This window comes from Micromonospora sp. NBC_00421, from assembly GCF_036017915.1.
GTDB lineage: Bacteria > Actinomycetota > Actinomycetes > Mycobacteriales > Micromonosporaceae > Micromonospora.
Window position 1 is genome coordinate 6524181 of record NZ_CP107929.1, and the last position, 26019, is coordinate 6550199.

The 26019-nt window shown below is 73.7% G+C and carries 24 protein-coding genes; 16 read left to right on the forward strand and 8 right to left on the reverse strand.

The window, feature by feature from the left end:
- The first annotated feature begins 89 nt into the window (after window positions 1–89).
- From OHQ87_RS28040 to OHQ87_RS28050, 3 genes are all read left to right on the forward strand, one after another.
- Entirely contained in the window at window positions 90–1037 is a 948-nt protein-coding gene (locus OHQ87_RS28040) for a DUF3152 domain-containing protein (RefSeq protein ID WP_328342727.1), read from the forward strand.
- 110 nt (window positions 1038–1147) lie between these two features.
- Window positions 1148–2329, forward strand: a complete 1182-nt coding sequence (gene moeZ, locus OHQ87_RS28045; RefSeq protein WP_442930614.1) for an adenylyltransferase/sulfurtransferase MoeZ — start codon at window positions 1148–1150, stop codon at window positions 2327–2329.
- 93 nt (window positions 2330–2422) lie between these two features.
- Window positions 2423–3268, forward strand: coding sequence for a prenyltransferase/squalene oxidase repeat-containing protein (locus tag OHQ87_RS28050; protein WP_328342729.1), 846 nt, complete (start codon window positions 2423–2425; stop codon window positions 3266–3268).
- On the opposite strand, the gene OHQ87_RS28055 is transcribed toward OHQ87_RS28050, so the two are convergent.
- Together OHQ87_RS28055 and proB are read right to left on the reverse strand one after the other, a co-directional pair.
- Window positions 3260–4501, reverse strand: a complete 1242-nt coding sequence (locus OHQ87_RS28055) for a glutamate-5-semialdehyde dehydrogenase (RefSeq protein ID WP_328342731.1) — start codon at window positions 4499–4501, stop codon at window positions 3260–3262. The genes OHQ87_RS28050 and OHQ87_RS28055 overlap by 9 nt on opposite strands.
- Before the next feature lie 50 nt (window positions 4502–4551).
- Window positions 4552–5709: a glutamate 5-kinase gene (proB, locus tag OHQ87_RS28060; RefSeq protein WP_328342733.1), complete on the reverse strand. Its 1158-nt coding sequence runs from the start codon at window positions 5707–5709 to the stop codon at window positions 4552–4554.
- Window positions 5710–5722: 13 nt separating this feature from the next.
- Between proB and OHQ87_RS28065 the strand changes: the two genes are divergently transcribed.
- Genes OHQ87_RS28065 through OHQ87_RS28075 form a run of 3 tightly spaced genes read left to right on the forward strand, consistent with a single transcriptional unit; the run spans window position 5723 to window position 9169 of the window.
- Entirely contained in the window at window positions 5723–6037 is a 315-nt protein-coding gene (locus OHQ87_RS28065; protein ID WP_328342735.1) for an MGMT family protein, read from the forward strand.
- Between the two features lie 31 nt (window positions 6038–6068).
- A complete protein-coding gene (locus OHQ87_RS28070) occupies window positions 6069–7616 on the forward strand; it encodes an MFS transporter (protein ID WP_328342737.1) in 1548 nt (515 codons plus the stop codon).
- Window positions 7613–9169: a pyridoxal phosphate-dependent decarboxylase family protein gene (locus OHQ87_RS28075; RefSeq protein ID WP_328342739.1), complete on the forward strand. Its 1557-nt coding sequence runs from the start codon at window positions 7613–7615 to the stop codon at window positions 9167–9169. The genes OHQ87_RS28070 and OHQ87_RS28075 overlap by 4 nt, the downstream gene beginning before the upstream one ends.
- Before the next feature lie 120 nt (window positions 9170–9289).
- Here OHQ87_RS28075 and OHQ87_RS28080 read toward each other — a convergent pair whose 3' ends face one another.
- The gene (locus OHQ87_RS28080; protein WP_328342741.1) at window positions 9290–10495 is read right to left on the reverse strand and encodes a hypothetical protein; all 1206 of its coding nucleotides are present in this window, start codon (window positions 10493–10495) and stop codon (window positions 9290–9292) included.
- Entirely contained in the window at window positions 10488–11036 is a 549-nt protein-coding gene (locus OHQ87_RS28085; protein ID WP_442930615.1) for a SigE family RNA polymerase sigma factor, read from the reverse strand. Before OHQ87_RS28085 ends, OHQ87_RS28080 begins: the two co-directional genes overlap by 8 nt.
- A gap of 181 nt (window positions 11037–11217) precedes the next feature.
- Between OHQ87_RS28085 and OHQ87_RS28090 the strand changes: the two genes are divergently transcribed.
- Both OHQ87_RS28090 and OHQ87_RS28095 read left to right on the forward strand, forming a co-directional pair.
- Window positions 11218–11796, forward strand: a complete 579-nt coding sequence (locus tag OHQ87_RS28090; protein ID WP_328342743.1) for an NADH-quinone oxidoreductase subunit B — start codon at window positions 11218–11220, stop codon at window positions 11794–11796.
- 473 nt (window positions 11797–12269) lie between these two features.
- Window positions 12270–13586, forward strand: a complete 1317-nt coding sequence (locus OHQ87_RS28095) for a DUF2252 domain-containing protein (RefSeq protein ID WP_328342745.1) — start codon at window positions 12270–12272, stop codon at window positions 13584–13586.
- A 16-nt stretch (window positions 13587–13602) separates the two neighbouring features.
- On the opposite strand, the gene OHQ87_RS28100 is transcribed toward OHQ87_RS28095, so the two are convergent.
- Window positions 13603–14649: a glucose 1-dehydrogenase gene (locus OHQ87_RS28100; RefSeq protein ID WP_328342749.1), complete on the reverse strand. Its 1047-nt coding sequence runs from the start codon at window positions 14647–14649 to the stop codon at window positions 13603–13605.
- Window positions 14650–14951: 302 nt separating this feature from the next.
- Here OHQ87_RS28100 and OHQ87_RS28105 point away from each other — a divergent pair, with 302 nt between their 5' ends.
- The gene (locus tag OHQ87_RS28105) at window positions 14952–15779 is read left to right on the forward strand and encodes an NADH-quinone oxidoreductase subunit C (RefSeq protein ID WP_328342751.1); all 828 of its coding nucleotides are present in this window, start codon (window positions 14952–14954) and stop codon (window positions 15777–15779) included.
- Window positions 15779–16744 carry an NADH-quinone oxidoreductase subunit NuoH gene (gene nuoH / locus OHQ87_RS28110; RefSeq protein WP_328342753.1) on the forward strand — a complete coding sequence of 322 codons (966 nt, stop codon included), beginning with the start codon at window positions 15779–15781 and terminating at the stop codon, window positions 16742–16744. The genes OHQ87_RS28105 and nuoH overlap by 1 nt, the downstream gene beginning before the upstream one ends.
- Window positions 16745–16841: 97 nt before the next feature.
- Here nuoH and OHQ87_RS28115 read toward each other — a convergent pair whose 3' ends face one another.
- Both OHQ87_RS28115 and OHQ87_RS28120 read right to left on the reverse strand, forming a co-directional pair.
- Window positions 16842–18188: a S8 family peptidase gene (locus OHQ87_RS28115; protein ID WP_328342755.1), complete on the reverse strand. Its 1347-nt coding sequence runs from the start codon at window positions 18186–18188 to the stop codon at window positions 16842–16844.
- A gap of 281 nt (window positions 18189–18469) precedes the next feature.
- Window positions 18470–19507: a glutathione S-transferase family protein gene (locus tag OHQ87_RS28120; RefSeq protein WP_328342758.1), complete on the reverse strand. Its 1038-nt coding sequence runs from the start codon at window positions 19505–19507 to the stop codon at window positions 18470–18472.
- 189 nt (window positions 19508–19696) lie between these two features.
- Here OHQ87_RS28120 and OHQ87_RS28125 point away from each other — a divergent pair, with 189 nt between their 5' ends.
- Window positions 19697–20119 (forward strand): ester cyclase, encoded by a 423-nt coding sequence (locus tag OHQ87_RS28125; protein WP_328342760.1) that lies wholly within the window; start codon window positions 19697–19699, stop codon window positions 20117–20119.
- On the opposite strand, the gene OHQ87_RS28130 is transcribed toward OHQ87_RS28125, so the two are convergent.
- Complete coding sequence (locus OHQ87_RS28130) at window positions 20100–20675, reverse strand: Uma2 family endonuclease (RefSeq protein ID WP_328342762.1); 576 nt, start codon at window positions 20673–20675, stop codon at window positions 20100–20102. The two genes, OHQ87_RS28125 and OHQ87_RS28130, sit on opposite strands and share 20 nt — an antisense overlap.
- 130 nt (window positions 20676–20805) lie before the next feature.
- On the opposite strand from OHQ87_RS28130, the gene OHQ87_RS28135 reads away from it, so the two are divergent.
- From OHQ87_RS28135 to OHQ87_RS28155, 5 genes are read left to right on the forward strand one after another with little or no spacing between them, the layout of a single operon-like run.
- A complete protein-coding gene (locus OHQ87_RS28135) occupies window positions 20806–21486 on the forward strand; it encodes a NuoI/complex I 23 kDa subunit family protein (protein ID WP_328342764.1) in 681 nt (226 codons plus the stop codon).
- Window positions 21483–22022 (forward strand): NADH-quinone oxidoreductase subunit J family protein, encoded by a 540-nt coding sequence (locus tag OHQ87_RS28140; protein ID WP_328342766.1) that lies wholly within the window; start codon window positions 21483–21485, stop codon window positions 22020–22022. Before OHQ87_RS28135 ends, OHQ87_RS28140 begins: the two co-directional genes overlap by 4 nt.
- Window positions 22019–22402, forward strand: coding sequence for an NADH-quinone oxidoreductase subunit NuoK (gene nuoK, locus OHQ87_RS28145; protein WP_328342768.1), 384 nt, complete (start codon window positions 22019–22021; stop codon window positions 22400–22402). Before OHQ87_RS28140 ends, nuoK begins: the two co-directional genes overlap by 4 nt.
- Window positions 22399–24348 (forward strand): NADH-quinone oxidoreductase subunit 5 family protein, encoded by a 1950-nt coding sequence (locus OHQ87_RS28150; protein WP_328342770.1) that lies wholly within the window; start codon window positions 22399–22401, stop codon window positions 24346–24348. The genes nuoK and OHQ87_RS28150 overlap by 4 nt, the downstream gene beginning before the upstream one ends.
- Window positions 24345–25874: a complex I subunit 4 family protein gene (locus tag OHQ87_RS28155; protein WP_328342772.1), complete on the forward strand. Its 1530-nt coding sequence runs from the start codon at window positions 24345–24347 to the stop codon at window positions 25872–25874. Before OHQ87_RS28150 ends, OHQ87_RS28155 begins: the two co-directional genes overlap by 4 nt.
- Window positions 25875–26019 lie beyond the last annotated feature (145 nt).

A 26019-nucleotide genomic window follows, 5' to 3' on the forward strand; every position in this document is an offset into this window, starting at 1 on the left:
CGCTGAGCCGTTACCGGTGAGGTGAAACATCCTCCCGTAATATGCGGCAATAGCACCGATATGCCCGATTGGTCTGCCATGCTGGGCGGGTGAGCACCCCGACCGAGTCCGCCGGATGCCCGGAGCCGCCGACCACCGGCCGGCCCGATCAGGCCCAGGCCGATCAGGCTCCGGCCGACCCGGGTCAGGCCGGCCCGTACGCCGCGCCGTGGCTTGGCGTACCCCGCCGGAGGGCGGCGTGGCGCGGCGTACCGGGCGTTGGGCCGTACCGAAGCCGTCGGTCGCGCCGTCGTCGCCGGGCGGCCCTGCTCGGCCTGGCGCTGCTCGGCGTGGGCGGGTTCGTCACGGTGTACCCGGACGACCGGTCGGACCATCCGGCGCAGGTCGTCGGCCGGATGGCCGACGGTGCCGGCGGCGGGCGGCTGGCCGACGGTGCGGCCGGGGAGCGGCCTGCCGCCGGTTATCCGCGCAGCGGACCCGGTCGCTTCACCGCTGCCGACGGCCGTTCCGAGGTGTCCGGCTTCGACGGCCCGCTGTACCGCTACCGGGTCGAGGTGGAGCAGGGCACCGGTCAGGACGTGGACGTGTTCGCCGCCGCCGTGGACGACACCCTGGGCGACCCGAACAGCTGGATCCGCTCCGGTGAACTGCGGTTCCAGCGGGTGCCGGAGGCCGACGACGCCGACTTCACCGTCTACCTCGCCACCCCGGCCACCTCCGAGCGGATCTGCGCCGAGGGCGGGCTCGACACCGAGGGCTACACCTCCTGCCGGCTGCCCGGACGGGTGGTCATCAACCTGGCCCGCTGGATGGAGGCTGTGCCGGACTACGGGGCACCGCTGTCGGTCTACCGGACGTACGTGGTGAACCACGAGGTCGGGCACGAACTCGGCGAGGAGCACCAGGCCTGCCCCGGCCCCGGCGAGCCGGCCCCGGTGATGCAGCAGCAGACGTACGGGCTGGACGGCTGCGTGGCGAACGCCTGGCCGTACGTCGACGGCTCCCGCTACGCAGGCGACCTCGTCCCGGGTAGCTGAGATATTCCCGCTCCCGTATGTCGGACGGGGTGTCCCTGCTCATGGCCGGGCGGCGCTCCGGCGAGCAACAATGGGCCGGTTCGCCACCAGCCGATCCCGGGGAGTCCACCGTGTCGTTGCCCCCGCTCGTCGAACCCGCCGCCGAGCTGACCGTTGACGAGATCCGCCGCTACTCCCGCCACCTGATCATCCCTGACGTCGGGGTGCAGGGGCAGAAGCGGCTGAAGAACGCCCGGGTGCTCTGCGTCGGCGCCGGCGGTCTCGGCTCGCCGGCCCTGATGTACCTGGCCGCGGCGGGGGTCGGGACGCTCGGCATCATCGACTTCGACACCGTCGACGAGTCCAACCTCCAGCGCCAGATCATCCACGGCGTCTCCGACATCGGCCGGTCCAAGGCCGAGTCCGCCGCCGCGTCGATCCGTGAGATCAACCCGCTGGTCCAGGTGGAGATCCACAACACCGCGCTCGACCGGGAGAACGTCCGGGACATCTTCGCCCGGTACGACCTGATCGTCGACGGCACCGACAACTTCGCCACCCGGTACATGGTCAACGACGCGGCGGTGCTGCTCGGCAAGCCGTACGTCTGGGGGTCGATCTACCGGTTCGACGGCCAGGCGTCGGTCTTCTGGGCCGAGCACGGTCCCTGCTACCGCTGCCTCTACCCGGAGCCCCCGCCGCCCGGCATGGTGCCGTCCTGCGCCGAGGGCGGCGTGCTCGGCGTGCTCTGCGCGTCGATCGGCTCGATCCAGGTCAACGAGGCGATCAAGCTGCTCGCCGGGATCGGCGAGCCGCTTGTCGGCCGGCTGATGGTCTACGACGCGCTGGAGATGGAATACCGCAAGATCAAGGTCCGGAAGGACCCGAACTGCGTGCTCTGCGGTGAGAACCCCACGGTCACCGACCTGCTGGAGGACTACGAGGACTTCTGCGGCGCGGTCTCCGAGGAGGCCCAGGAGGCGATCGTCGACTCGACCATCACCGCCACCGAGCTCAAGGAGTGGCAGGACGCCGGCAAGGACATCTTCCTGGTCGACGTCCGGGAGCCCGCGGAGTACGAGATCGTCCGGATTCCCGGCTCCACCCTGATCCCCAAGGGCGAGATCATCTCGGGTGAGGCGCTGGCGAAGCTCCCGCAGGACCGGCAGGTCGTGCTGCACTGCAAGTCCGGGGTCCGCTCCGCCGAGGCGCTCGCCGCGCTGAAGGCGGCCGGGTTCCGCGACGCGGTGCACGTCCAGGGCGGGGTGCTCTCCTGGATCAAGCAGATCGATCCCTCGCTGCCCGCGTACTGACCGGCGACCCAGGTCGGGGGCGGCGACGAACCGCCCCCGGCCCCGACCGATTCCCCGAGGCAGGATCGCCTCCGTGCCGGTAGCGTCGGCGTCGTGGTCGACTTGGATGCCGCGATCGGCTTCGTCGTGGCGCACGGCGACGCGGTGGATCGCGCCCGGCTGTCCCGGCTGCGCACCGGCGCGTCCGTACCCGACGAGCTGCTCGACGCCGCCGAGGTCGGGCAGACCGTTGACGGCGGCTGGCCCGCCCTCCTCGGCGGTGACGTCCCGTCCGTCGACGCCACTTGCTTCCGCCTGGCCGAGCTGGACGACCTCGGCGCGCTCGGTCGGCCGGCGGCCCGGCACGCGCTGGACTGGTTGGCCGCCCGGCAACTGCCCGACGGCGGCTGGGACGAGGACCCGAGGCTGGCCGGCAGCGCCCCCGAGTGGGCCACCCCGGGCGACCCGGAGGCCCGGCTCTACCTCACCGCCAACGCCGCGTTCTGGCTCAGCGTGGCAGGTCGGGACGCCCGTGCCGCCGGCCCGCTGGACCACCGCGTCGGCGGGGCGTACGCCGGGGTGGTGCAGGCGGCGGCGCAGGCCCTGGCCGGGCAGCTCGCCCCGGACGGCACCTGGCCGTCCTTCCTGGCCGCCGGCTGGCTGAGCGCGGCCGTGCTGCACCGCCAGCAGCTCTACTACGAGTCGGCCCGGATCCAGGCGGTGCTCGCCGAGCGGATGCCGAAGCTCTCCCCGGCCGACGTGGCCGCACTGGCCGGCACGCTGCGCCGGGTGGAGGTGGGCGAGGAGCAGTGGGTGCTGGTGTCGGCCCGCAAGCGCCTCGCCGAGACCCAGCGCAGCGACGGCGGCTGGGACAGCGACGACGGCCACCAGTTCGACGTGCACACCACGCTCACCGCGATCCGCGCCTGCCGCCCGATCAGGCCGGGTGGCTCAGCGTAGGTGGCCGTCGCCGGTCACCACGTACTTGGTGGAGGTCAGCTCGGGCAGCCCCATCGGCCCCCGGGCGTGCAGCTTCTGGGTGGAGATGCCGATCTCCGCGCCGAAGCCGAACTCGCCGCCGTCGGTGAACCGGGTGGAGGCGTTCACCATCACCGCCGCCGCGTCGACCCGGGCCACGAACTCCCGGGCGGCGGCCTGCGAGTCGGTGACGATCGCCTCGGTGTGGCCGGTGCCGTAGCGGCGGATGTGCGCGACCGCCGCGTCGAGCGAGTCGACCACGGCGACGGAGATGTCGGCCGACAGGTATTCGGTGGCGAAGTCCTCGTCGGTGGCCGCCACCACGTCGGGGGAGTACGCGGCGACCTCGGGGGAGCCGTGCACGGTCACCCCGGCCTCGGCGAACGCGGCAAGCACGGCGGGCAGGAACCCGTCGGCGACGTCGGCGTGCACAAGCAGCGACTCGGCGGTGTTGCAGGTGCTCAGGCGCTGGGTCTTGGCGTTCAGGGCGATCGCCAGCGCCTTGGCCGGGTCGGCGGCGGCGTCCACGTAGACGTGGCAGTTGCCCACCCCGGTCTCGATCACCGGCACCGTCGACTCCTCGACCACCGTGCGGATCAGCGACGCCCCGCCGCGCGGGATCAGCACGTCGACCAGGCCCCGGGCCCGCATCAGCTCCTTGACCGAGTCCCGGGAGCCGGCGTCGAGCAGCTGCACCGCGTCGGCCGGCAGGCCGGCACCGGCGACCGCGTCGCGCAGCACCGCCACCAGCGCCGCGTTGGAGTGCGCGGCCGAGGACGACCCGCGCAGCAGCGCCGCGTTGCCGGACTTCAGGCAGATGCCGGCGGCGTCCACCGTCACGTTGGGCCGGGCCTCGTAGATGATCCCGACCACCCCGAACGGCACCCGGACCTGCCGCAGCTCAAGCCCGTTGGGCAGGGTCGAACCCCGGACCACCTCGCCCACCGGGTCGGGCAGCGCGGCCATCTCGCGCAACGCGTCGGCGATGCCGGCCACCCGGCCCGCGTCGAGGGCGAGCCGGTCCAGCACGGCCGCGCTCAGCCCGGCCTCCCGCCCGGCCGCCAGGTCCGCCTCGTTCGCGGTCAGGATCTCCGGCGTACGCGCCACCAGCGCGTCGGCCATCGCGCACAGCGCGGCATCCTTGACCGTACGGGTGGCGACCGCCAGGGCCTCCGCCGCGTCCCGGGCCCGCCGGGCCTGCTCGACGACGCTCATTGCGCACTCCTCGGGTGTCCGGAGGTGCCCCCCGCGCGGGGGCACCCGTGTCACAGCAGTACCAGGTCGTCGCGGTGCACGACCTCACGTTCGTACGCCGGGCCGAGCGCCGCGGCGAGTTCCCCGGTGGACCGGCCGAGCAGACCGGGCAGTTCCACCGCGTCGTAGTTGACCAGCCCCCGGGCCACCGACGCGCCGTCGACGTCGACCAGGTCCACCGGATCCCCGGCGGTGAACGTGCCGTCCACGGCGGTGATCCCGGCCGGCAGCAGCGACTTGCGACGACCCACCACGGCCTGCACCGCGCCCGGGTCGAGGTGCAGCCGGCCCCGGGGTGCGGTGGCGTGCGCCAGCCAGAACAGCCGGGCCGCCGGGCGTCGACGGGCCGGGTGGAAGAACGTGCCGACCGGTTCGCCGGTCAGCGCGGCACCGGCCAGCGGGGCGGCGGTCAGCACCACCGGGATGCCGAAGCCGGTGGCGATCCGGGCGGCCTCCACCTTGGTGACCATGCCGCCGGTGCCGACCCCGGCCCGACCCGCGCCGCCGATGTCGACGCCGACCAGGTCGGCCTCGCCGCGTACCTCGGTGATCCGGGTGCTGCCGGGCCGGGTGGGGTTGCCGGTCCAGAGCGCGTCGACGTCGGAGAGCAGGACCAGCAGGTCGGCGTCGACCAGGGCGGCGACCAGGGCGGCCAGCCGGTCGTTGTCGCCGAACCGGATCTCCTCGGTGGCGACCGTGTCGTTCTCGTTGACGATCGGCACCGCCCGCAGGTCGAGCAGCTTGCGCAGGGTCCGGTACGCGTTGCGGTAGTGCACCCGTCGGGTCACGTCGTCGACGGTGAGCAGGACCTGCCCGACGGTGAGCCGGTGCCGGGCGAAGCCGGCCGCGTACCTGCCGATCAGCAGGCCCTGGCCGACGCTGGCGGCGGCCTGCTGGGTGGCCAGGTCGCGCGGGCGGCGGGGGAGCCCGAGCGGGGCGAGCCCGGCGGCGATCGCCCCGGAGGAGACCAGCACCACCTCGCGGCCGGCGGCGACGAGCGCGGCGAGGGCGTCCACCAGGGTGTCCACCCGGGCCTCGTCCAGGCCGCCGGTCGCGGTGGTCAGCGAGGAGGAACCGATCTTGACGACGATCCGCCGGGCCTGGGTGACTGCTTCACGCACCCGCCCATTCTGCGCGGTCGGCCCCGACGGACCCCGCCGCGTTCCCATATCCTGGCCGGTCGTGACGCCTGAGGAGTACGTGGAGGCGGTGCTCGCGCTGGTCGAGCGGATTCCGCCGGGCCGGGTGATGTCCTACGGGGCGATCGCCGACGCGCTCGCCGAGCGGTCCGGGCGGGCCTCGGCCCGGCTGGTCGGCTCGATCATGGCCCGGCACGGCGCTGCGGTGCCCTGGCACCGGGTGGTGAACGCGGCGGGCCGGCTGCCACCCGGGCACGAGGTGCGGGCGCGGGCGCTGCTGCGGGCCGAGGGCTGCCCGCTGCGGGGTGCCGGGGTGGATCTGGATGCCGCCAAATGGTGGCCGGATGAGGGGCGGTGACCAGGGGGTAACGTGAGTAACATTCGGCCGCATGGACGCGCCACCGGCCGAGCCCGGCTCCCCACCCGCCGGCCCGCCCGCGCCGACCGCCGGGGTGTCCCGGACGGACGTCGGCGGGTCCGTGCCGGCCGCCCGGGCACCCACCTCGGACGGCGTCCCGGCCCGGTCCGTCGGCCGCCCCGGCCCCGACCCGTTGCCGCGTCGGGTGCACGCCGGTTACGCGCTCGGCTCGTTGGCGACCGGGGCGTTCGGCACCGTGCCCGGGTTGCTGCTGCTGCCCTACCTGACCGACACGCTCGGGGTGGCCGCCGGGCTGGCCGCCCTGCTGGTGCTGTTGCCGAAGGCGTGGGACGTGCTTGTCAACCCGGTCGCCGGGCGCATCTCCGACCGGACCCGCTCCCGGCTGGGGCCACGCCGGCCGTGGCTGCTCGGCGCCGGGCTCGCCCTGGCGGTGCTCTTCGCCGCCATCTTCGCCGCGCCCTTCGGTGCCGGGCCGGCCGCCGGGGCGTACGTGGCCGTCGCCTTCCTCGCCACCGCCACCGCGTTCGCCTTCTTCCAGGTCCCGTACGTGGCGATGCCGGCCGAGCTGACCGACGACGCGGCGGAGCGTACCCGGTTGATGAGCTGGCGGGTCGCGGTGCTGGCGCTTGCCATCCTGATCTCCGGCGCGGTGGCCCCGATGGTGGTCACCGCCGGTGGCGAGGGGGTGGCCGGGCACCGCTGGATGGGGGCGTTCGTCGCCGCGCTGATCGCGCTCGGCGCGCTCGGCGCGTTCCTCGGCACCCGGTCGGCGGCGACCGGCACGGTGACCGCGACCGAACCGACGCTGCGCGCCCAGCTCGCCGTGGTCGCCGCCGACCGGCCGTTCCGGGCGCTGCTGCTCTGCTTCGTCGTCCAGTCCGCCGGGGTGGCGACCATCCTGGCCGGGGTGAGCTACTTCGCCGCCCAGATCCTGCGGGACCCGACGACCGGGCCGACCGTGCTGTTCGCCTGCTTCGTCGGGCCGGCGCTGCTGGTGATGCCGCTGTGGATCCGGCTCGGCCGCCGACTGGGCAAGAAGACCGCGCTGGTCACCGCCTCGCTGCTGCTGGCCGCCGGGGCGGCGGCCCTGGTGGCCGCGCCGGTGCTGCCCGCCGCCGCCGTCTACGCGGTGGTCGCGCTCCTCGGCGTCGGGTACGCCGGCCAGCAGGTCTTCGCACTGGCCCTGCTCCCCGACTGCGTGGCGGCCTCGACCGCGCGCACCGGCCGCCGCCAGGCCGGAGTCTTCACCGGCCTGTGGACCGCCGGCGAAACCCTCGGGCTGGCCCTGGGCCCCGGCATCTACGGCCTGATCCTGGCCCTGTCCGGCTACGTCTCCTCGGCCACCGGCACCGCCGCCCCCCAGACCCCCACCGCCCGCCTAGGCGTCCTCCTGGCTTTCACCCTGATCCCCGCCCTCCTGATAGCCCCCGCCACCCTCCTCCTCCGCCCCCACCCCTACCTCCCCCCACCCCCGTCCCCCACCCACCCCGTCGATCATGGAGTTGTGGCGGGGACGAAAGCCGCGAAAATCCACGGAAAGGCCACCACGAGTCCATGATCGACGAAAACGGGGTGCCTGCGGAGCAGGTGCTGGACGAGGTTCGGCAGTTGCGGGCGGGGGATCGGCCGGTGCACGGGGGGCGGTTGTTCGCCTATGTGTACGACCCGGGGGTGGGGGGGCTTGACGCGTTGGCCGGCGCGGCGCATGCGGAGAGTGCGCATGTGAACGGGCTTGATCCGACTGCTTTTCCGTCGCTGCTGGCGATGGAGAACTGGCTGGTCGGGGCGGCCGGTGGGCTGCTCGGGGGTGGGCCGGGCAGCGCCGCGCCGGAGGTGGTGGGCAGCGTCACCAGCGGTGGCACCGAGTCACTGATCCTGGCGGTCAAGGCGGCCCGGGACGCCCGCCCGGAGCTGACCGCACCCCGGATCGTGGTGCCGGCGAGCGGGCACGCCGCCTTCGCCAAGGCCGCCCACCTGCTCCGGGTCACCCTCGACACGGTCGGAGTCGACCCGGCCACCCTGCGTCCGTCGGTCGCCGACATGGCCGCGGCGATCCGCCCGGAGACGGTGCTGGTGGCCTGCTCCGCCCCGTCGTACGCACACGGGGTGGTCGACCCGGTCGCCGGGATCGCGCAGGTTGCGGCGGCGGCCGGGGTGCGTTGCCACGTGGACGCCTGCTTCGGTGGCTGGACCCTGCCCTACCTGCGTCGCCTCGGCGTGCCGGTGCCGCCGTTCGACTTCACCGTCGACGGGGTCACCTCGATCTCCGTCGACCTGCACAAGTACGCGTACGCCCCGAAGGGCGTGTCGGTGCTGCTGCACCGGGACGCCACGCTGCGCGCCCCGCAGTACTTCGCGTACGCCGACTGGCCCGGCTACACGATGATCAACCCGGTGCTCGCCTCGACCCGCTCGGGTGGCCCGATCGCCGCCGCGTACGCCACCCTGCGGCACCTCGGCGACGACGGCTACCTGCGGCTCGCCGCCGCCACCCGGGAGGCGGTCGGTGCACTGGCCGCCGCCGTCCGCGCGGTCGACGGGCTGCGGCTGATGGCCGAGCCGGAGTCCACGGTGGTCTGCTTCACCAGCACCGACCCGGCGCTCGACCTCTTCGTCCTGGTCGACGAGCTGACCGCCCGGGGCTGGCACACCCAACCCCAGCTCCGGTACGCCGACCTGCCCGCCAGTGTGCACCTCACGGTGACCGCCTCGGTGGCCCCCCGGGTGGCCGAGTTCGGTCCGGACCTGGTCGCCTCGGTGGCCGCCGCCCGCCGGGCCGGGCCTGTCGAGCTGCCGGCCGAGCTGGTCGCCCTGGCCGGGTCGCTGACCCCGGACGCGCTCACCCCGGAGCTGGTCGCCGGCCTCGCCGCCGGGCTGGGGCTGGCCGGGCCGGGGTCGGGTGGACCGGCCGAACCGGTCGGACCTGGCGGGCCGGGGTCGGATGGATCGGCCGAACCGGTCGGACCTGGCGGGCCGGGGTCGGGTGGACCCATGCCTACGCCGCCGGACCGGATGGCGGTGGTGAACACCTTGCTCGACGCCGCGCCCGCCGCGCTGCGGGAACGACTGCTCGTGGAGTTCGTCGGCCTGCTCCAACGCCCCACCTGGTGACCCTCCCGGGCCCGCCACCCGGAGTCCGCCCGGTTCGGCGGACCCCTGGTGGCAGTGACCCGGCCAGCCCCGCCCGCCCGGCCCCGCCCGCCCGGCCGATTGTCGTGCCCGGTCGGGTGGTCACCGGTAGGGCAGCGGGGCGCCGTTGTCGTGTTCGATCACCTCCGCGACGACCTGGTTCTCGGCGTCCAGCGCCTCGGCGGTCACCTCGGCCGTGCCCGCCCCGAGTGGGTCGTCGGCCGCCACCCGCAGCCCGAGGGTCAGCTGGAACTCCGCCCCCGGCGCCAGCTGGCCCAGGTCGCAGCGCACCGGCCCACCGGTCGTCGCCGGTGCGGCCCGGCAGGCCGACCAGTCGCCGCCGTCCGGGCGTAGCGCCGACGGCAGGTCGAACCGCAGTGCCACGGAGTGGGCCGGGGCGGTGCCCACGTTGCGGACCCGTACCGTCGTGGTGCCGGTGCGGGCGCCGTCCGGCCCGGCGTTGAGCACCAGGTCAGTGGCGGTGACGACGAGGTTCACCAGGTGCGGATTCGTCGGGAAGCTGGTCGGCCCGGAGACCTGGCGGAAGGACCCGCCGTCCCAGCGGTAACCACGCCACTGCCGCAGCGACCACCTGCCGTCCCAACCACCGCCCGGGTAGAGGTCACCGACCTGGATCCGGACCACCCCGTCGCCGCGTACCTGCATCCCGATCAGCCACTGGGGCCGCTCCCGGGCGCTGAGGACCACCCGTCCGACGGTGACCACCCGGCCGGCGGTGTCCCGGTCGAAGGCCACCACCTGCTGCCAGCCGTGGGTGCCGAAGACGCACTGCACCAGCGCCACCGTCTCCTGCGCCCCGTCCCCGTCCACGTCGCCGTGGTGCAGTGCGAGCAGAGCGTTCTTCCCCCACTGGCCTTCCCCGGTCAACCGGACGTCCCCGGTCTGGCACTCCGCGCTGGCCGGCCAGGTCGGCAGCGTCACCGGGGTGGCCAGCAGTTGGCTCCGGCTGATCCGGCCGTCGGGCGGCGTCGGCGTCGGGCCCGCGCTGCTCGGCGAAGGGCTACCGGTCGGGGTAGTCGGCACGCTCGACGTCGGCGGGCTGGTCGGGTCGGGCACGGGCAGCACCGGGCCGGGCCGGGGCTCCGGGCGGTGCAGCGCGACGTAGCCCAGGGTGGGGGCGGTGAACAAGGTGAGCAGTGCCGCGAGCCATGCGACCCACCGACGGCGGCGACGCAGCCGCACGGTCCGTCGGACGGCGGCCGGGCCGGGCACCACCACCGCCGCCAACACGGTACGGCGGTAACGGGCGAACTCCTCGGTCGGATCGAGGATCTCCGACTCAGGCATCTCGCACCTCCTCGGTGCTCTCACGCAGGTGCGTCGCCAGGGCGGTCCGGCCCCGGTGCAACCAGGACTTCACCGTTCCCTCGGCGACCCGTTCCTGGGTGGCGATCTCGGCGACCGACAGGTCGGCCAGGTAGTGCAGGACGACCGCCCGGCGTTGCTTCGGCGGCAGCTGCGCCAACGCGACGTCGACCGCCACCCGGTCCGGCGTCGGCCCGGCGACGTGCGCCTCCCGCTGCCGGGACAACCACGCCTGGGCGGTCCGCAGCCGTCGCCACCGGTTGTGGCCGAGGTTCCAGGCGACCTTGCGTACCCAGGCCAGCGGGTCGTCGTAGCCGGCCACCCGGTCCCACCGCACGTACGCCCGGCAGAACGCCTCCTGCACCAGGTCCTGCGCCTGCCCGAGGTCGCCGGTGTAGGCGGTGAGCTGGACGACCAGCCCGCGGAAGTGGGCGTGGTAGAACCCGTCGAAGGTCAGTTGCGGCGGTTCGGGTCCGGAGTCCGGTGGTGGATCACCGACCCGCATGCCTCTCGTCACAGTCACTCGTCCTCCCCGTGGTTGCCGGCGCTGCGCACCCGAGGTGCGGCCCGCCGTCACAGGGGTAAGAGCCCCGGCCGGCCCCGGTGGTTGCGCCCGACGCTGTGGTTGACTGTCCATTGGGAGACAGCGCAGCGGCCACGGCGACGGACGGTCGCCGCCCGGCCGGACGGGACGGGAGGCGGTCGTGCAGTTGCCGGGAGTGCTCGGCGAGCCGATCCGGTTCGTGCTCAACTGGGGTCGCCGTTACTCGCTCTGGGTGTTCAACTTCGGCCTGGCCTGCTGCGCGATCGAGTTCATCGCCACCAGCATGGGCCGGCACGACTTCATCCGGCTCGGCGTCATCCCGTTCGCCCACGGCCCCCGGCAGGCCGACCTGATGGTGGTCTCCGGCACGGTTACCGACAAGATGGCCCCGGCGATCAAGCGGCTGTACGACCAGATGCCCGAGCCGAAGTACGTGATCTCCTTCGGTGCCTGCTCCAACTGCGGCGGCCCGTACTGGGACTCGTACTCGGTGACCAAGGGCGTCGACCAGCTCATCCCGGTCGACGTCTACGTGCCCGGCTGCCCGCCCCGGCCGGAGGCGCTGCTGCACGGCATCCTCCGCCTCCAGGAGAAGATCGCCGCCGAGCGGTCCGGCATCGGCGGCGTCGACCGCACCGACCCCCTCGCCCCACTGGCGGACGTCACCCCCTCCGACGGCGTAGTCCCGCGCCCGGTCGAGTCCCTCACCGCCCCCCCGGTCCGCCCACCCACCCCCTGACCCAAGAACCGGCCCGACACCCCCCGCGCTGCCTCCCACCCCCCGCGCTGCCTCCCACCCCCCGCGCTGCCTCCCACCCCCCCCCGCTGCCTCCCACCCCCGAGCTGTCCCCGGTGATCAAGAGGTTTACGTCACCTCCACCCCGAATCTTGACCCAAACCTCTTGATCACCAGCCCAGCCAGCCCCAGCCCAGCCAGCGCTGGCGGGGCAGCGCCGGTGGGGCAGGCCGAGTGATCCGGTTGTCGCTCGGCGCGGTGATCAAGAAGTTTGGGTCAGCTTTCGGCGGAATGTTGACGTAAACCTCTTGATCGCCGGGGACAGGGCGGGGCGCCGGGGACAGGGCTGGGCGCGGGGGACAGGGCTGGGCGCGGGGGACAGGGCTGGGCGCGGGGGACAGGGCTGGGCGCGGGGGACAGGGCGGGGCGCCGGGGATGGGGAGGGTGGGGTGGTGGGTGGGGGTTAGCGTGCGGGCATGAACGACTCTGCGGACAAGCGGTCCGCCTTCATCGTCGACGTGTTGAGCGAGGAGTTCGGCGCGTCGATGGCGCTCGATCCGGCGGCGTTCCGTCGCAAGTTCCGCAAGATGGCGGCGTCGCCGTTCTCCTTCTACCGGGGCAGCGCCGCGCTGTTCTACGCCGACCAGCGCGGCGACTTCGCCGACGACGCGTTCCTCGACGAGCGGACCAGCCGGGTGTGGATCCACGGCGACTTGCACGCCGAGAACTTCGGCACCTACATGAACGGCTCCGGGCACCTGGTGTTCAACGTCAACGACTTCGACGAGGCGTACGTCGGGCCGTTCTCCTGGGACCTCAAGCGGCTTGCGGCCAGCGTGGCGTTGCTCGGCTACGCCAAGGCGCTGTCCGACCGGGCGATCGGTGAGCTGGTCACCGGCTTCGCCCGGTCGTACCTGACCGAGCTGCGGGCCATCGCCGCCGGTGGGGACGACGCGATCGGGTCGATCACCCTGGACAACGCCGACGGGGTGCTGCGCCGGGTGCTCCAGCAGGCCCGGCTGAGCACCCGGGTCGACCTGCTGGCCGCGCAGACCACCGTCGACAACTACGAGCGGCGGTTCGCCCTCGGCGACGGGGTCTACGAGATCGACGGGGAGACCCGGGAGCAGGTCTGCGCCGCGTTCACCGGGTACCTGGGCACGTTGCCCGAGGCGACGGCCCGGTTGCGTCCGGTCGCCACCCAGATCAAGGACGTGGTGCTGCGCAAGGGGGTGGGCATCGGTTCGGCCGGGCTGCCGTCGTACAACCTGCTGCTGGAGGGGCACACCGAGGCGTTGGAGAACGACGTGGTCATCTACATGAAGCAGGCGCAGGTGCCAGCGGTGGCCAGGCATGTCGACGACGAACGGGTCCGGGGCTACTTCCGGCACCAGGGCCACCGGACGGCCGAGTCGCAACGGGCGTTGCAGGCGCACGCCGACCCGTGGCTGGGCTTCACCGAGCTGGCCGGGGCCGGTCAGCTCGTCGCCGAGGTCTCCCCGTACGCCGCCGACCTGGACTGGTCGGACGTCAACGAGCCCGAGGAACTGGCCGGGGTGCTCGCCGACCTGGGCCGGGCGGTGGCCCGGATGCACTCGGTCGCCGACGACGAGTCCAGTCACGACCTGGTGGACTACTCCACCGAGGAGGCGATCGTCGCGGCGATCGGCGAGGACACCGAGGGCTTCGTCGGGCACCTGGTCGAGTTCGCCCACGCGTACGGGGTCCGGGCCCGCACCGACCACCAGCTCTTCGTCGACCTGTTCCGTAACGGCCGGCTCCCCGGCATCTGAGCCGCACCACCGGGGATCACTGGCCGAACTCCAGCACCACCTTGATGTCCTCGTCGGCGTGCGCGTACGCCTGCGCGTACGCCGACACCGGCACCCGACGGGTGATCAGCGAGTTCAGCCAGGACTGGTCGGCCTGGGCGAGCGCCCGGGCGGCCAGTTCCCAGTGCCGCCGGTTGGCGTTGACCGAGCCGAACACCACGTTGTTCTCCAGCACCAGCGCCCGGTTGAGCGCCCCGGCGTCGAAGTCGATGGTCCGGCCCCCACTGGACACCCCGGTCAGGCAGACGATCCCGGCCGGGCCGACCTTGCACATGGCGTCCAGCACCACCGTCGGTGCTCCGGTGCACTCGACCACCACGTCCGGCTCGAAGTCCAGCTCGTTCACCGACACCGTGTGGTACGTCGCGCCGAGCGCCCGGACCAGGTCCGGTTTCGGGCCGGTGGTGCTGCGGTCCAGCACGTGCACCGACAACCCCCGTTGGACGGCCAGCAGGGCGGCCAGCAGCCCGATCGGCCCGGCTCCGGTGACCAGCACGGTCTGCGGCTTCCACTCGGCCCGGGTGCCGATCTGCGCGATGTGGTCCCACGCCTTCGCCACCACGCTCGCCGGCTCCAGCAGCATGCCGACCGGGGCGAGGACCGGGTCCAGCCCGACGGCGAACTTGGGTTGCACCCGCCACCGGTCCCGGGCGAAGCCGGGCAGCCCCTTGATCCCGTGTTCGGTGTACCGGCCGTTGCGGCACATGTCCCACTCGTCGACCGCGCAGTTCGGGCAGGGCACCGGGTCGGGGTGCCGGACGACGCCGGCCACCAGGTCACCGGCCTGCAGGGTGCCGGACGGATCCTCCAGCACCCGGCCGAGCGACTCGTGACCGAGCACCAGTTCCCGCTGGCCGGGCGGGGCCTCGCCGTAGTCCCCGGCGATGATCTCCTGGTCGGTGCCGCAGATGCCGACGGCGAGCGCCTCGACCAGGATGGCGCCCTCCTCGGCCGCCGGCTCGGGCCAGTCCTGCACCAGTCGCAGCGAGTCGCGGACCCCGGGAGTCACCGTCACAGCGCGCACGGCCCCATCTTTCCCCGCCCGGCCCCGGCCCGCTCGGCAACGCCACAGATGCCCGGCCCAGCCCTGCCCCGGCAGGCGCCACAGATGCCCCACCCCGGCCCGCCGGGCAGAGGCACGGAAAGCCCGGCTCGGCCCACGCAGATGCCCGCCCAGGCCCCGCCTGGCAAGCGGCAGACGCCGGGCGCCGGCCCGCCGGGCAGAGGCACAGAAGCCCGCCCGCTCGGCCCACGCAGATGTCCGTCGGGCGCGGACGACCGGACGGGCGCACCCGGGGCCGGGCCCAGGGCCATAGGATCGACCGCATGACTCCGGAAGAGGTCGGTCGGCGGGTGGTCGCGCTGCTCACGCCGGTCGAGGCGACCGCGTCGGTGTCCGGCGGGCAGGCCCATGCCCGGGCCACCGTCGACGTACCCCCGACGGCCTGGGCGGACACGCTCCGCGCGGTACGCGACGACGCCGAGCTGGGCTGCGACTTCTTCGACTGGCTCTCCGCCGTCGACGAGTTGGCCGGCGGCTTCGACATCGTGGTCCACCTGTGGTCGACCCGGCACCGGCACGGGGTGCTGCTGCGGACCCGGGTGCCGAGGGAGACACCGACTGTGGCGTCGGTGGTCGACGTCTTCCCCGGGGCGGCGTGGCACGAGCGGGAGACCCACGAGATGTTCGGCGTCGACTTCGCCGGCCACCGGGGGCTGACCCCGCTGCTGCTTCCGCCGGAGTTCGAGGGGCACCCGTTGCGCAAGGAGTTCGTGCTCGCCTCCCGGGTGGCGAAACCGTGGCCGGGGGCGAAGGAGCCGGGCGAGTCCGAGGCCGGTGGCGGTCGCCGGGCGGTCCGCCCGCCCGGGGTGCCCGCCCCGGGGGAGTGGGGCGTGGTGCCGGCCCCGGCCGGTCCGGTGACGGTGGCTGCCGGGACGGCCCCGGCCCGCCCGCCCCGGGAGCGTCCGGCCCGATCCGCCCCGGGGGCCCGTCCGCCGCGTACCCCCCGCCCCGGCGCTGCCGGCGACGGCCCGGCAGCCACCGATCGCCCGGCTTCCGACGGACCCGCGGCGACCGGCGGCCCGACCCCCGGCGGCCCGACCGGCGGCCCGGCGCGCGGCGGCCAGGGCGGCGACGAGGGGGGTACGGCCTGATGCCGACCTGGTTGGAGCTGGTGATCCGGATCGGCGGGGTGCTCGTCGCCTTCCTCACCCTGCCGCTGATCGTCGGCCAGGCCGAGCACAAGGTGATGGCGCACATGCAGGGCCGGCTCGGTCCGATGTACGCCGGTGGTTTCCACGGCTGGGCGCAGCTCGTCGCCGACGGGATCAAGTTCGTCCAGAAGGAGGACATCACCCCGCGCGAGGCGGACCGGGCGGTGTTCCGGCTGGCCCCGGTGGTGGCCCTGGTGCCCTATCTGCTGGTGCTGCTGGTGATCCCGCTCGGCCCGGACGACCTGGTCGGGCAGCCGCTGGACATCGGGCTGTTCTTCGTCCTGGCGGTGGTCGGGGTCGGCGTGGTGGCGGTGCTGATGTCGGCGTGGGCCTCGGCCAACAAGTACAGCCTGCTCGGCGGGTTGCGCGGGGCGGCCCAGCTGCTCGGTTACGAGCTGCCGCTGGTGCTGGCCGCCGCCTCGGTGGCGATGGCGGCCGGGACGCTGAGCCTCGGCGGGATCGTCGAGGCGTGGCAGCCGTGGTGGCTGTTCTGGCAGGCGCCCGCGATGATCGTCTTCTTCGTTGCCGGGCTGGCCGAGATCCGGCGGCCCCCGTTCGACATGCCGGTGGCCGACTCCGAGCTGGTCTTCGGTTACATGACCGAGTACACCGGGCTGCGGTTCGCGTTCTTCCTGCTCGCCGAGTACGTCGGCATCGTGGTGATCGCCGCGCTGACCACCGTGCTCTTCCTCGGTGGCTGGCAGGGGCCGTTCGCCGACGCCCAGCTCGGGTGGTTGTGGACCCTGCTGAAGGTCTTCGCCGTCTCGTTCGTGATCATCTGGCTCCGGGTGTCGTTCCCCCGACTGCGGGAGGACCAGCTCCAACGACTGTGCTGGCTGGTCCTGGTGCCGGCGGCGCTGGCCCAGTTGGTGCTGACCGCCGCCGTACGCCTGTCGTTGCACTGAGCCGGGCGTCCGGGATCACCGGACGCCCGGCTCGGTGCGGGTCGAGGTCGGGTCCGGCGGGGTCCCGGGCGGCTACCCGGGGCCCCGCCGGCACGCGTCACGGCGCGGCGTAGAGCAGGCGGTTGGGGGAGCCGGTGCCCGGGTTGACCACCTTGCCGGTGGTGGCGGCGGCGATCAGCGCGCTCTTGGCCGTGGCGAGGGTGGCCGTCGGGTTGGTCTGCCGGTAGCGGGCCAGCCAGCCGGTGACGTGCGGGGCGGCCATCGAGGTGCCGGACCAGCCGCTGGCCACGGCCGTGTTCGAGGCGATGCCGGCGGAGGTGATGTCCACCCCCGGGGCGAAGATGTCGACGCAGGTCCCGTAGCTGGAGAACGAGGCCCGGTTGTCGCTGATGTCGGTCGCCGCGACGGTGATCCCCCGGGTGGAGCGGGGGCCGTTGGTGCAGGCGTCGGTGTTGAAGTTGTTGGCGATGAAGACGGGGTACACCCCGTGGTCGATCAGGTTCTCGATCGAGGTGTTGGCGGAGGTGCCGTAGCCCTGGAGGCTGAAGTTCGCCACCGAGGTGGTCGCGTGGTTGGTGGCCAGCCAGTCGACCCCCTCGATCAGGTCGGTGCTCCACCCTGAGTTGTCACACTGGAGGACCCGGACCGCCCGGAGGGTCACCGACTTGGCGACCCCGTAGGTGGTCCCGCCGATGGTGCCGGCGACGTGCGTACCGTGGCCGTGGCAGTCGTTGGTGCCGTTGCCGTCGCCTACCGCGTCGTAGACCCCGGCGGCCCGGGTGCCGAAGTCGACGTGGGTGGCCCGGATGCCGGAGTCGACGATGTAGGCGGTCACCCCGGAACCGGTCGAGGTGTAGCCGAAGCTGTTGCTCAGCGGCAGGTTGCGCTGGTCGATGCGGTCCAGCCCCCAGGACGGCGGGTTGCTCTGCACCGCCTGGATCGACACCCCACCGGCTGCCGTCTTCCCGCGCGGCGTGGTGCCGGCCTGGGCCGACTTCCCGGTCCGGACGGGTGCCTGGCCGGCCCCGCTGGGGGTGGTGCTGGTCAGCCCGCCGTGGATGCGGGTGTCCCGCTCCACGTACTGCACGCTCGGGTCGCTGCGGACGGCGGCGAGGGCGGCCGGTGGCAGGACGGCGGCGTACCCGTCGAGGACCTGGGTGTAGCGGTTCAGCACGGTGCCGCCGGCCCGCTCGGCGGTGGCGGCGGACTGGCTGGTCCGGGCGAGGCGGGCGGTGCGCTCGCCGCTGCCCGGCTTGTCGGAGAGGACGACGATGTACCGGTCCGGCGCGGCCTCCGGGCCACCGGCCAGCAGCGGCGCGGGCGCGGCCCGCCCCGGGCCGGGAGTGCCCGGGGCCGCGACGGCGGCGTGGGTGGTGGCGAGCGCACCGGCGAGGACACCAGCGAGTACGCCCAGACGTGCGGCTGTGCTACCCAGCTTGCGCAAGGCTCGTTCCTCTCAACAGGGGAGTCCACAAAGGACAGTGCTGCCCGAAGCCGCCCGCAGATCGCGGCACCGAACCCCCCTAGTTGAACAGGTTATATTGACCATCGTGTTAACTCTTGAACACCCCACGTGAATGTGCGACACCTCTCAGTGCCCACCCCCGTGCCCACCCCCATGCCCACCACCGTGTCGATCATGGAGTGGTGGTGGGCGCTTGGCGCTGGTTCGAGACCTTTGCGGGCCACCACAACTCCATGATCGACAGCCTGTCGGTCTCGGGGTCAGCCGATCGGGGTGTGCGAGGGGGGGACCTGTTCGGTGGGGAGGGGAGGTTGGGGGGGAGTGCCTTTGCCGAAGGGGTGGCCGCCGAGGGTTTCCCGGCCGTGGGGGGAGAGCCAGTTGACGAGGTCCGGGCCGAGGGGGACCACGCCTGTCGGGTTGATGTCCCGGTGCACCTCGTAGTAGTGCCGCTTGATGTGGTCGAAGTCGATGGTGTCACCGAAGCCGGGGGTGGCGAACAGATCCCGCGCGTACGCCCACAGCACCGGCATCTCGCTCAGCTTCTGCCTGTTGCACTTGAAGTGGCCGTGATAGACCGGATCGAAGCGGACAAGCGTGGTGAACAGCCGCACGTCTGCCTCGGTGATGGTGTCGCCGACCAGGTAACGCTGGTTGGTGAGCCGGTCGCTGAGCCAGTCCAGCCGGTCGAACAACCGCCGGTACGCCTTCTCGTACGCCTTCTGCGAGCCGGCGAAGCCGCACCGGTACACGCCGTTGTTGACGTCGGCGAACACCACCGCGTTCACCTCGTCGATCTCGGCGCGCAGCGCCTCCGGGTAGAGCTGCGGGGCGCCCTCCCGGTGGTACGCCGTCCACTCGGTGGACAGGTCCAGGGTCATCTGCGCGTAGTCGTTGGTGACCACCTGCCCGGTCGGCACGTCGACGATCGCCGGCACGGTGATCCCGCGCTCGTAACCGGGGAACCGGGCGAAGAACGCGTCCGCCAGCCGTTCGATGCCGAGCACTGGGTCCCGCCCGCCCGGGTCCAGGTCGAAGGTCCAGCTCCGGGCGTCGTGGGTCGGCCCCGCCACCGCCATCGGCAGCGCCTCCTCCAACCCGAGCAGCCGCCGTACGATGATCATGCGGTTGGCCCACGGGCAGGCCCGGCTGACCACCAGCCGGTAACGGCCCGGCTCGACCGGATAGCCGTCCCGCCCGTCGGCGGTGATCCGGGTGGCGATGTACCGCTGGTCGCGGGTGAACTCACCGCCCGGCTCGACGTACTTGCCACCGGTCGTCGTGCCTGCCTCGTCGCCCACGTCGCCCCCAGAGTCTGCGTCGTTCGTGTCTCCGCCCCATCCTGACTGATCTCCGCGCCCTCGGCCCCCCGAGTGCCGGTCCCGGCACCGGGCGTAGTCCCCGAACGCGGGGGTCCGCCCCGGGCGTCGGCCCCCGGATACCTCTCCTGCGGGCGTCGGCCCGGCGGGCGGGCTGGTTACGCTGCCCGGATGATCGACGTGGAGGCGGTGGCCCGGCGGTTCGTGGCCGACGTGTGGAACGCCGGCCGCGAGGAGTCGGCGTACGAGCTGGTCGCCGAGGGGTGCCCGGGGCTCGGCGGCACCGGCCCGGCGGCGGTGCTGGCCTGGCACCGGGACCGCCGGGCCGCCTTCCCCGACCTGCGCTACAAGCTGGTGGACGTGGTGGCGACCGGGGAGCGGGTGGCGCTGCGCTGGCGGGCCGCCGGCACCCAGGCGGGACAGTTCGGCCCGGTGCCGCCGACCGGGCAGGTGGTCAGCTATTCCGGGGCGACGTTCCTGCGCTTCGACGCCGCCGGCCGGATCGTCGACGTGTGGAGCGTCAACGAGCTGTTCCAACTGCTGCAACAGTTGGGCGTGGAGATGCTGCCGCCGCTCACCGACGCCGGGGCGTGATCCGGGCGACCGACAGGTTCACCGGGAACGGCTCCCCGGTGTCGACGAACTTCGTCCACCGCCCGGTCTCGACGTAGGCCTCGTTCACCGCGTCGATCTTGTAGGTGTGCACGACCAGGCCGTCGTCCTCCACCTCGATCCGCCAGTAGAACGGGATGCCGGCCTGCGCGTACAGGGTCGGCTTGAGCACCCGGTCGATGGACCGGGTGCCGGGGGAGACGATCTCGACGGCCAGCACCACCTCGTGCGCCTCGTACCGGGACGGTTCGCGGGCGGCGGCGGTGGACGTGGTCACCAGCACGTCGGGGATGAAGGAGCGGGTCCGGTTGATCCGCACCTCCACGGCCTGGGTCACGTCGTAGTCGTCGGGGCATTCCTCTTCGAGCGCGACCATCAGGCGGCCGGCGATGGTCTGGTGGATGCGGGTGGGGGAGACGGGCAGGATCAGCACTCCATCGAGAAGTTCGCGGCGGCGGCCGTCCTCGGGCAGCGCGTCCAGATGGTCGGTCGTCCAACCGCCCTCGGGTGGCTGGTCGCTTCGCAACGCGGCGGTCATCGGTCGGTCCTTTCCGGTGCGTCGTTCTCCCCGGCTGTCACGGTAGCGCCGGCAAACGCCGGGTGGTGGTCGCGCGCGCCGTGGCCACAGGGCAGGATGAGCCCATGAGCGAGCGCATCAGGGCGACACGGTGAGCGAGCGCGGCGGCATTCCCGGCGAAGGGCTGGTGAAGGGGCTGGCGGTCACGTTGAAGACGATGACCCGCCGGTCGACCACCCAGCAGTACCCGGACGTCGCCCCCGAGCTGCCGCCCCGCTCCCGGGGCGTGATCGCGCTGCTGACCGAGAACTGCACGGTCTGCATGCTCTGCGCCCGGGAGTGCCCCGACTGGTGCATCTACATCGACTCGCACAAGGAGGAGGTGGCGGTGGCCGGCGCGGCCCGCCCCCGCCAGCGCAACGTCCTCGACAAGTTCGACATCGACTTCTCGCTCTGCATGTACTGCGGCATCTGCATCGAGGTCTGCCCGTTCGACGCGCTCTACTGGTCGCCGGAGTTCGAGTACGCCGAGTACGACATCAAGAACCTGCTGCACGACAAGGACCACCTCGGCCAGTGGATGGCCACCGTGCCGCCGCCGCCCGCGCACGACCCGCACGGCGAGCCGGCCAAGGAGGAGACCACCGCCGCGCGCAAGGCCGCCGCCCCGACCAGCTCCGCCGCCCGCCCCACCGTGGTACGCCCCGAGTCCGCCCCCGCCCCCGCCGCCCCCCGCACCGCCCCCGAGCCCGGCCCCGCGCCCGCTCAGAGCCCGGAGCCCGGCCCCGCCCCCGAGCCCGGTTCTGCCGGCGACGGAGGTGCCTCGCGGTGACCGGTGCGGACGTGCTGCTGCTCGCCCTGGGCGCGGTGGCGGTCGGGTCGGGTGTGCTGGTGGTCGCCACGAAGCACCTGGTCCGGGCGGGCCTCTACCTGGTGCTCTGCCTGGGCGCGCTGGCCGGCGACTACCTGGTGCTCACCGCCGAGCTGGTGGCCTGGGTGCAGGTGTTGATCTATGTGGGCGCGGTGGTGGTGCTGTTGCTGTTCGCGGTGATGCTGACCCGCGCCCCGATCGGGGCCTCCGACGACCTGGACCGGCCGGGCTGGCCGGCGGCGCTGATCGGCGGCGGTGCCGGGCTGGGGCTGGCCGCGCTGCTTGTCGACGCGTTCCGCCTGTCGACGGTGGAGCTGCCGGCGGCGGGCACCGCCGAGGGCATCGGCGAGCAGGTGTTCCGCTCCTGGGTGCTGCCGTTCGAGGTGCTGTCGGTGCTGCTGCTGGCCGCCCTGGTCGGCGCGATCATCCTGTCCCGCCCGGACATCGGCCGCCGCCCCGCTGCCGCCCCGCAGTCGCGAACAGGGGAAATCCGGTGAGGCCGGTCATCCCGTACGTCACCGCGGCGCTGCTGTTCGGCCTGGGCGTCTACGGCGTGCTGCGCCGGCGCAACGCGGTGCTGGTGCTGATGGCTGTGGAGTTGATGCTCAACGCGGTCAACCTGATCCTGGTCACCGCGGACACCACGGTGCAGGCCGTGCTGCCGCACTCCGGGCAGGTCTTCGCGCTCTTCGTGATCGTGCTGGCCGCCGCCGAGATCGGGGTCGGGCTGGCCATCGTGCTCCAGCTCTACCGGCTCCGGGCCAGCGTCACCGTGGACGACGTACCGCTCACCGAGCCGGCCGTCGACCGGGTCGGGTCGGCCGTCGACCGGGCCGGGGTCGGTTCGGGCGGCGAGCGGACGGAGGTCGACAGGTGACCGGGCTGCTCGGGGCGGCACTGCCCCTCGTACCACTGGTTGCCGGGTTGCTCGGGTTGCTGCTGCCGCCGGCGCCGAAGGGACCGGCCAGCAGGGAAGGCGCGGCCACCGGGGAGGACGCGGCCCGGCGGGCGGCGATCGGCCTCGGGGTGGCCGGCGCGGCCGGCGCGCTGCTGGTCGCGGTGCTGCTGCTGGTGCGGCTCGGCGACCCGGTGGAGACCACCACCACCTGGATCGACCTGGGTGGGCTGCGGGTCACCCTCGGGGTACGGCTGGACGGTGCCGCCGCGCTGGTCGCGGTCGCGGTGGCGGCGGTGGCGCTGGCGGTGCAGGTCTACTCGGTGGCCTATCTGCGGCGCGGCCCGCACGACGACGTCGAGGTGGACCACCGCTACCCGCCCTATGCGGCGCAGATCAGCCTCTTCACCGCCGCGATGCTGCTGGTGGTGGTCAGCGGGGACCTGATCCTGCTGCTCGTCGGCTGGGAGGTGATGGGCCTCTGCTCCTACCTGCTGATCGCCCACGACCGCCGGCTGCCCGAGGCCCCGGCCGCCGCGATGAAGGCGTTCCTGGTCACCCGGGCGGGTGACGTCGGTTTCCTGCTCGGCATCGCGCTGCTCGGCGTCTCGGCCGGCAGCTTCCGGATCGCCGACGTGCTCGCCCACGACTATTCCGCAGGCACCCTGACCGCTGCCTGCCTGCTGCTGCTCGCCGGGGTGGCCGGCAAGAGCGCCCAGTTCCCGCTGCACACCTGGCTGCCGGACGCGATGGCCGGCCCGACCCCGATCTCCGCGCTGATCCACGCCGCGACCATGGTCGCCGCCGGGGTCTACGCGGTGACCCGGCTCTACCCGCTGTTTACCCAGGCCCCGGTGGCGTTGGCGGTGCTCGGGGTGCTCGCCTCGATCACCCTGCTGCTCGGCGCGTTCGCGGCCACCGCCCAGGACGACCTGAAGCGGGTGCTCGCCTGGTCGACGGTCTCCCAGATCGGCTACATGACGGGCGCGCTCGCCGTCGGTTCCCCGGCCGCCGCGCTGTTCCACCTGCTCACCCACGCCGCGTTCAAGGCGCTGCTGTTCCTCGCCGCCGGTGCGGTGATCCACGCCGTCGGCACCACCCTGCTGTCCCGGATGGGCGGGCTGCGCCGCAGCATGCCTGTCACCTTCTGGTGCACGCTGATCGGCCTGGGTGCGCTGGCCGGGGTGCCGCCGCTGTCCGGCTTCTGGAGCAAGGACGGGGTGCTCGCCGCCGCCGAGTCGGCCGCGCTCGACGGCACCGGTCCCGCCCCGGCCTGGGTCGGTTGGCTGGTCTGGCTGGCCGGGCTGCTCGGGGTGCTGCTGACCGCCGCGTACGCCACCCGGCTGCTGCTGCGCGCGTTCTTCGGCGAGCCCCGGCTGCCGCTGCTGCACCCGCACGACCCGCCGGCCCTGATGCGCTGGCCGGTGCTGCTGCTGGCCGTCCCGGCCACGCTGCTCGGGCTGGCGGGCTTCACCAGGTGGTTCTGGCACCGCCTCTTCTTCCCGACGGTGCCCACCCTCCCGCCCGGGGACCAGGTGCTGGTCCACCTCGGTCCGGCACTGCTGCTGCCGCTCGTGCTGCTGCTGGCCGGCGCGGGACTGGCCTGGGCCGGTTGGCGGCGGGATCCGGCCGCCGACCCGGCCCGCGCGCTGGGTCCGCTGCGGCCGGTGTTCGCCCGCGCCTTCCGCCTCGACGACCTCCAGCACACCCTGGTCGTACGCCCCACGACGGCGCTGGCCCGGGTGGCGCGTACCGGTGACGAGGTGGGGGTGGACGGCCTGGTCGAGGGGGTGGGCCGGGGCGCGTCCGCGCTCGGTGCCGGGCTGGCCGCGCTGCACCGGGCGGCGCTGCCCCGCGCGACGGCGGCGGTGCTGGCCGGTGCCCTGCTGATCGGCCTGGCCGCCGCCCTGATCGGAGTCTCCTCATGAGCTTGGGACAGGTGTTGCTGGTCGCGGTGCTGGCGTTGCCGGCGGTGGGGGCGGCGCTGGTCGCCGTCGTGCCCGGGGAGCGGGCGGCCCGGCTGCTCGGCACGGCGGTCGCCGGGCTGACCCTGGTCGGGGCGGTGCTGCTGGTGCTCGGCGACCACGGCTGGTTCGGCTACGGCCCGGCCCCCGCCGTGCAGCCCTGGCACCAGGTCGACCTGCCCTGGGTGCCCGGCCTCGACCTGCGCTTCCACCTCGGGGTGGACGGCATCTCCTGGCCGCTTGTGGTGCTCACCGCGCTACTCACCCTGCTCTGCTGCGGCTACACGGTGCGCCGGGTGCCCGAGGGCGGGGGGAGCGGCCGGGCGCTGGTGGCGCTGCTGCTGGTGGTCGAGGTGGGCATCCTGGGCACCTTCCTCGCCCTCGACCTGGTGCTCTTCTTCGTCTTCTTCGAGGTCGTCCTGCTGCCGATGTACGCGATCATCGCCGGCTGGGGCGGCACCGGTGCGGACCTGCCGGCCCGCGAGGCGGCCCGTGCGGCGGCCCGCAAGTTCGCCCTCTACACGCTCTTCGGCTCGGTGCTGCTGCTGGTCGGCGTGTTCGTGGTGGTGGCCGCCGCCGGCACCGCCGACCTCGTCGCGCTGACCGGTGGGGCGGGGTTGTCCCGGGGCACCCAGTTGGCCGCGTTCACCCTGCTCGGGCTGGCGTTCGCGGTGAAGGCACCGCTCTGGCCCCTGCACTCCTGGCTGCCCGACGCGCACACCCAGGCCCCCACCGTCGGCAGCGTCATCCTCGCCGGGGTGCTGCTCAAGATGGGCACGTACGGCCTGATCCGGGTCGCGGTCGGGGTGGCCCCGGAGGGTGCCCGCTGGGCCGCGCCGGTCCTCGGGGTGCTGGCCGTCGCGGCGATCCTGGTCGGCTCGCTGGTCTGCCTGGCGCAGGAGGACCTGAAGCGGCTGATCGCCTACTCCAGCGTCGGGCACATGGGGTTCGTGCTGCTCGGGGTGGCGACGCTGACCGCCACCGGCATCCAGGCGGCGCTGATCGGCAACGTGGCGCACGGGGTGATCACCGGGCTGCTGTTCTTCCTCGCCGGGGCGGTCAAGGACCGGGCGCACACCGGGGCGCTGGCCGAGCTGTCCGGGCTGCGGGAGACCGCGCCCCGGCTGGCCGGGCTGCTCGGCTTCGCGGCGGTCGCGTCGCTCGGCCTGCCCGGGTTGGCGGGTTTCTGGGGTGAGGCGTTCGCCGTGGTCGCCGCCGTCGAGCGGGGCGGGCCGCTGTGGACCACCCTGGCGGTGCTGGCGGCGGTCGGCGGGGCGCTCACCGCCGCGTACTTCCTGCGGTTGCTGCGCCGGGTGACCCACGGGCGGCCGAGCCCGGTGGTCGGCCGGTTCACCCCCGCCCTGGCCGGGGTGGAGCTGACCGCCTGGGTGCCGCTGGTGCTGCTCGCCCTCGCCGTCGGCCTGGTGCCCACCCTGGTCCTCGGTTACGCCACCGGCCCGGTGGACGCCCTGGTGGGGGTGGTTCGGTGAGCGCGAGGAGTGGAGCGCAGCGGAGCCCCGCAGTCGCGAGCGGAAGGTCGGTCCGGTGAGCGCGAGGAGTGGAGCGCAGCGGAGCCCCGCAGTCGCGAACGAAGGGCAAGCTCCGGTGAGCGCGAGGAGTGGAGCGCAGCGGAGC